This is a genomic window from Cupriavidus sp. SK-3 (assembly GCF_000611145.1).
In the GTDB taxonomy this organism is placed as follows: domain Bacteria; phylum Pseudomonadota; class Gammaproteobacteria; order Burkholderiales; family Burkholderiaceae; genus Cupriavidus.
Genome location: NZ_JFJV02000228.1, coordinates 49316 through 55318 on the forward strand (window position 1 = coordinate 49316; position 6003 = coordinate 55318).

Below are 6003 nucleotides of genomic sequence, written 5' to 3' on the forward strand. Positions count from 1 at the left end.
CCCCAGCGCGCATTGCTGTGCGTCACCACCGCTCCCGGTAAAACTCTAATATCGGATACCGAAATATCTGAATTCCCCAATATCGGAAAGCCGACGATGATCCTAGCCGGGGCCCGGGGGATTGATTGCTGCCGGGCCGTGCAAAAGCCATCCGGCCGCCGACGACGGCAGGACCGGCTGGCCTCACCATCGAAGTGTTCCAGGAGACTCCAATGATTCCACGGTTACTGTCGACCGCCAGCCTGGCGCTGGTTGCATTCTTCGCCTCTGGCGCTGTCGGCGCGCAACAACCGGCGCAACAACCGGCGCCACAGCCTGCACCTCAGGCCGCACCGCAAGCCGCGCCTCAGGCGCCCATGAATGCAAAGGAAGCGAAAGCGAAATTCGCGGAAACGTTCGCTGCCGCCGATACCAATCACGACGGCAAGCTGACCCGCGAGGAGGCGGAAGCCGGCATGCCGGAGGTCTACAAGAACTTCGACAAGATCGATACGAGGAAGAAGGGCGTGGTTACGCAGAAGCAGATTGGCTCGTACTTTGCGGCCAAGGCCAAGCAGAAGGCCGCGGCGCAGAACCCGGGAAGCCTGAACTGATCTGGCGGTGCCGGCGGGGAATTCGCGAGCGAAACGCTTCAGGATTCCGCCGGCAGCGGACGGTGGGGCGGTATCGGAAATGCAGGTCCCCGACGACAGAGATCCCCGGAAACTGGCTGGATTGCAACCAGTGCCGGGGAGCTTTAAATATTCTTTAATTCTATTTAATACCTCTTATACCTGAACACGACGGAGGATTTCCGTTGTCGTTTCAGTCAGGTCAGGTCAGGTCAGGAGATTGAAGGCGAATCCTAGCGCAATTGCGCCGCCGAGCGCCTCCACTGCTGCCAGCGCGAGAAGGTTCTTCAAAATGAAGGCATCGTCCTGCTTGGTCACCATGGTGTTGTCTCCTGAGGTAGGAATCAACGGCTGGAAGGTAATGGCTAGCACAGCACAGCAGTACCGATCCACGCTCCAGCCATGTCTTGATTCGCTTCCAGTAGACCGCAACCCGGAGCCGGCGAAAAGCTGGCATAAACCCCTATTCAGGCGTCCGCTCGACCGCTGGCCCGAGTTGCCGAACCACAATGCGGAGCGTGCAGCAGGCCTGGAAGCTGATAGATCCGCGGTTCGGGTTTCTATTCTGACCGCAAGGCCTCCTGCGGGGCAAGCCGTGCCGCGCTTCGTGCCGGCAGCACCCCGGCAGCCAGACCAATCGCCACCGCCAGCAACTCGGCCAGCAGAGCGTAGGACCACGGTGTGTGGACCGGCAGCGCCGGCAGCGCCGCCGTAAGCACCTGCGCGATACCCCATCCCAGCAGCAGTCCGGCCATGCCGCCGATGGCGGCGAGCACCGCGGCTTCACCAAGAAAGAGGAGCATGACCTGTGCCTCGGTCGCCCCGATGGCGCGCAGGAGCCCGATCTCCGATGTGCGTTCGGCCACAGCGATGGTGAGAATCGTGAGGATCCCCACGCCGCCCACGATCAGCGAGATGGCGCCGATCGCTGCCACCGCGAAGGTAATGGCATCGAGCACGGTGCCGAACACCTCCAGCATCTTCTGCTGGGGCGTGACGGTGAAGTCCTCGGCACCATGGCGCGCGCTCAACAGGCGTTTGATGCCGTCCTCCACGTCGGGGAGCGGGGCGGTGGGATCGTAGGTGACCTCGATCTCGACCAGGCTTTCCCGGTTGAACAGGTCCAGGGCACGGCCGGCCGGTATATAGACAGTATCGTCCAGGTCGAAGCCCAGCATCTGGCCCTTCGCTTCCATCACGCCCACCACGCGATAGCGTTCGCCGCCTACGCGGATGCGCGCGCCCAGCGGGTTGTCGCCGCCGAACAGTTCGCGCGCCACTCTCGCGCCGAGTACCGCCAGCGTCCGCGCTGCGCGCGGATCGTCATCCGGCAGGAACTGGCCGGAGGCCACGCGCATGCTCAGCGCCTCGGTGAACCTTGGCCCGACACCATACAACGTCACCCGCCTGCTCTTGCCGAGGTAGTCGACTTCGGCGTTGCCCTGCACCAGCGGGTTGGTCACGCGCACGTGGGGGGCGTGGCGCAGGGCGATGGCGTCCTCGATCGTAAGCGGGCGCACGGTGTTGATCGACCCGAGCGAAGCGCCGTGGGTCTGGGTGCGGCCTGGCGTCACGCCGATCAGGTTGGTGCCGAACTGGGTGAACTCCTCGATCACGAAGCGATGCAGCCCTTCGCCGATCGAGGTCAGCAGGATGACCGCGGCGATGCCGACGGCAATGCCCAGCGCGGTGAGCAAGGTGCGTAGCCGGTGAGCAGCCAGGGACGCGAGGGTGAACTGGATGAAGTCCGCGTAGCGCATGGGTCATCGTCCAGACAGGGCCTGCACCGGATCCAGCTTTGCCGCGCGCTGGGCCGGTGCCACGGTGAAGGCGATGGCGGTCACGACGGCGATGGCCGGCGCCCCCAGCAAGGCCCACCAGGGCGGGGTGAAGGGAATCGCCGGATAGAGCCGTACTGCAAGCCTGCACGCGGCTTCGCCCACAGCCAGGCCCGCGGCCACGCCACCGAGTGCCAGCAGTACCGCCTCGGTGAAGAAGAGCAGCCGGATGTGGCCGGCGGTGGCGCCGAGCGCCTTGAGCAGTCCGATCTCGCGCTGCCGCTGGGTCACCGCAATCAGCATCACGTTCATGATGAGAATGCCGGCCACGGCGAGACTGATGGCTGCGATGCCGCCCACCGCCAGCGTGAGCGCGCGCAGGATGCGGTCGAACGTGGCGAGCACCGCGTCCTGGGTGATGACGGTCACGTCGCGCTTGCCTTCATGACGCTGGCGGATGATCTCCTCGGCGTCGGCCCTGGCGCCCTGGATCTGCTCGCGGGCCTTCGCCTCGATCAGGATGCGGAACAGCGAGTCCGTGTTGAACAGGGCCTGGGCCGCCGACAGGGGAACGATGACCAGTTCGTCCGTGTTGAAGCCCAGCGACTCGCCCTGGCCGGCCAGCAGCCCGATCACGCGAAAGCGCCGGTCTCCGATGCGCAGCCATTCACCCAGCGCCTGGCGCGTGCCGAACAGCTCCATCGCCACCCTGGCGCCGATCACGCACACGGGCTGGCCGTGGTGCGGATCGCCCTCGGGCAGGAAACCGCCCTGGGCTAGTGCCATATGGCGTACCGCCAGCAATTCGGCGGTGGAGCCCAGCACCGGCGCTTCGCGTCGTAGCGCGCCAACATGCAGATCCGCGTTCCCGACAATGAGCGGCGCGACGCGCAGGACGGCGGGACTGCGCCTGAGTGCTAGCGCATCGTCCAGCGTCAGGTCGCGCGTGGTTGCGCCCAGCACGATCCCCGGCGCCGCGCCGGCCGTTTCGCTGCGCCCGGGCAGCACGATGACGAGGTTGGTGCCAAGCGCGCCGAACTGGTTCACCACGTACAGCCTGGCTCCCTCGCCGAGCGCGCTCACCGTCACCACGGCGGCGACGCCGATTCCCATGGCGAGCAGGATCAGCAGGCTGCGTGAGCGGTAGCCGCGCAGCACCTGCCAGGTGAAACCGAGGATGTCAGTGAGCCGCATGGCTATCCTGCCGCGGCTCGTCACCGGCGATGCCGCCGTCCACCATGCGCAGCCTGCGCCGGGAGCGGGCGCCGATCTCCGGGTCGTGCGTGACCACGATCAGCGTCGCACCCTGTGCATGCAGGCCTTCCAGCACGGCGATGACTTCCTGGCCGGTATGCCGGTCCAGGTTGCCGGTGGGCTCATCGGCGAGAATCATCGCCGGGCGCATGGCCATGGCACGGGCGATGGCAACCCGCTGGCACTGCCCGCCCGAGAGCTCGTCGGGCCGGTGCCTGGCGCGGTCTTGCAGGCCGTACTCGCCGAGCAGCGCGTCCACGCGGCGGCGGCGTTCGGCCGGGTCCATCCCTGCGAGCACCATGGGCAGCTCGATGTTTGCGGCGGCAGTGAGGCGCGGCACCAGGTGAAAGAACTGGAATACAAAGCCGATCTTCTCACGCCGCAGGCGCGCCAGTTCGTCGTCCGGGAGCGCGGTCACGTCGCGGCCGTCCAGCTGGTAAGTCCCTGTATCGGCGCGATCCAGCAGGCCCAGGACATTCAGCAAGGTGGACTTGCCGGAGCCCGACGGGCCCATGATGGAGAGATATTCGCCCTGAGCAACCGCAAGGTCGACTCCATGGAGCGCATGCACAGCCTCGCCGCCCAGCACGAAAGTCCGCCCGATGCCGTCGAGCCGGATCATTTTGCTCGCGTCTCCACGGTAGTTTGTTTTTCCTCGACAGCGGCGATGCCGGCCTGGAGGCCAATCCGTTCCGGTGACGTGACGACGCGCTCGCCGCGCTTGAGCCCCGCCGTCACCTCGGTGAACTCCGCGTTGGAAATCCCGGTGTCGAGCTTGCGCGCCTCCAGCCTGCCGGCGGCATTCAACACCAGCACGCGGTTGCCGGTTGTCAGTGCGGCGGTAGGGATACGCAGCGCGTGGTCGCGGGCATCGGTCACGATTTCCACGTCGGCGCTATAGCCCACCAGGAGATGGCGGACGATGTCGGGGCTGTCGAACTGGACCTCGACATCAACGGTGCGGGCCTGCTTCTCCAGTGCCAGGACATAGGGGGCGATGCGGCGCAATTTCCCTTCGAAATGCCTGCCCCGATAGGCGTCCAGGGTAACGCGCGCCGGCATGCCTACCTGCAGGCGTGCCGCGTCGATTTCGTCGATCGGAGCGGATACATAGAGGCACGAGTCGTCGATCAGGTCCACGGCGGGCAGCGTCGGGATGCCGGGCGGCGAGGGCGTCAGGTATTCGCCAATCTCACCGTTGACTTCGGCCACCACGCCGTCGAAAGGCGCCTTCAGCACCGTGCGCGCGGTATCCGCGCGCGAAGCGGCGATACGCGCCCCGGCCTCCTTCACCTGCGCTTTCGCTGACTCGCACGCGGCGCGCCTGGAGTCGGCGTCGGCATCGGTCCGCTCCACCGCCTGGGGCGAGACGAAGCCTTTCCCCACCAGTTCCCGCGAGCGCCTGGCGTCGCTTGCCGCCGCCTTGGCCAGTTCGCACACTTCGCGCACGTGCGCGGTGGCTGTCAGCAACTGGTTTTGCGAGAGTTGTTCTCGCGCGACGAGGTCTTCGTTCCAGAGAACGAGCAGTACCTGGCCAGCCTTCACCCGATCACCCTTGTGGATATTCAATACCTCGATGCGGCCGGCCGCCGGTGGCGCCAGCTTCGCCCGTCGGCAGGCTGAAACCGAGCCCGCCCGGGTGTTGGCGACAGTGGCCTCGACTCGTCCCTGCTCGACCCTGGCCGTCAGTACCGCTACCGGCTTGGCCCGGGTTGCGTACCAGCCTGCGGCAACGAGGCCTGCGAGTATCGCCACGACAATCGCGATGCGCCTGACGAGGCGGCTGCGTATCAGCGTTCCTGGCGGAGACAGGGGCTTGTCTGGCATAGGGTAGGGGTGCGAAGACGCCGGGTGCGAATGTTGCGCTGCATCAGCCTCACCGTCCCGCGGTCTCTGTATCGTAGCCCATCCGAGCAACGCCCATGCAGCGCATTTCCAGGCCCATGCGATGCGCGAGCGGCGCGAGGCGGCGCTGCGCAGTGTCGTTACCGGCACAACCTCATTCCTGTGGCGCGCCGAGCCGGCTGGAGCGCTTCGAAATACGGCGCTATGGCGAAAAGTGCATGACCATGCACTGCGGCTTGCCTGAAGGCCGGACTGGGCTACGCCGCCGTGCAGGCGCTGTCCGCGCCCCGGCTCGCGTTACCTGAGGAACGCGTAGTTTGGTCAGACGCATATCCGAAAATTCCTATCGAAGAGTGGGAAATTTCCGAATATTCATTGTGGAAATTCCTAGGTGGCATGCCTGCCGAACCAGAACGTATCGAGAAATTTCACGGAATTTTGCATTCCGATTTTCGAATGGTCACTGGTATTTCTTCATCGCTTCACGGGCTGCCGCCATACTGCCGTAGCTGTGC

6 protein-coding genes are annotated in these 6003 nt (G+C 65.6%); 2 read left to right on the plus strand and 4 right to left on the minus strand.

What is annotated here, in order from left to right; genetic code table 11:
• The first annotated feature begins 212 nt into the window (after window positions 1-212).
• Window positions 213-593 carry an EF-hand domain-containing protein gene (locus tag CF70_RS23315; RefSeq protein ID WP_035870314.1) on the plus strand — a complete coding sequence of 127 codons (381 nt, stop codon included), beginning with the start codon at window positions 213-215 and terminating at the stop codon, window positions 591-593.
• A gap of 578 nt (window positions 594-1171) precedes the next feature.
• Here CF70_RS23315 and CF70_RS23320 read toward each other — a convergent pair.
• From CF70_RS23320 to CF70_RS23335, 4 genes are read right to left on the minus strand one after another with little or no spacing between them, the layout of a single operon-like run.
• Complete coding sequence (locus CF70_RS23320) at window positions 1172-2371, minus strand: ABC transporter permease (RefSeq protein ID WP_035870316.1); 1200 nt, start codon at window positions 2369-2371, stop codon at window positions 1172-1174.
• A 3-nt stretch (window positions 2372-2374) separates the two neighbouring features.
• Window positions 2375-3583, minus strand: coding sequence for an ABC transporter permease (locus CF70_RS23325; protein ID WP_035870319.1), 1209 nt, complete (start codon window positions 3581-3583; stop codon window positions 2375-2377).
• The gene (locus tag CF70_RS23330) at window positions 3570-4265 is read right to left on the minus strand and encodes an ABC transporter ATP-binding protein (protein WP_035870321.1); all 696 of its coding nucleotides are present in this window, start codon (window positions 4263-4265) and stop codon (window positions 3570-3572) included. The genes CF70_RS23325 and CF70_RS23330 overlap by 14 nt, the downstream gene beginning before the upstream one ends.
• Window positions 4262-5398, minus strand: a complete 1137-nt coding sequence (locus CF70_RS23335; protein WP_235185180.1) for an efflux RND transporter periplasmic adaptor subunit — start codon at window positions 5396-5398, stop codon at window positions 4262-4264. Before CF70_RS23335 ends, CF70_RS23330 begins: the two co-directional genes overlap by 4 nt.
• A gap of 357 nt (window positions 5399-5755) precedes the next feature.
• Here CF70_RS23335 and CF70_RS38225 point away from each other — a divergent pair.
• The coding region (locus tag CF70_RS38225) for a hypothetical protein (protein WP_235185181.1) at window positions 5756-6003 on the plus strand (248 nt) is incomplete at its 3' end.

Coding starts and splice junctions, on each gene's coding strand:
- CF70_RS23315 (WP_035870314.1), top strand. CDS start 213: ATGATTCCACGGTTACTGTCGACCGCCAGCCTGGCGCTGGTTGCATTC.
- CF70_RS23320 (WP_035870316.1), bottom strand. CDS start 2,371: ATGCGCTACGCGGACTTCATCCAGTTCACCCTCGCGTCCCTGGCTGCT.
- CF70_RS23325 (WP_035870319.1), bottom strand. CDS start 3,583: ATGCGGCTCACTGACATCCTCGGTTTCACCTGGCAGGTGCTGCGCGGC.
- CF70_RS23330 (WP_035870321.1), bottom strand. CDS start 4,265: ATGATCCGGCTCGACGGCATCGGGCGGACTTTCGTGCTGGGCGGCGAG.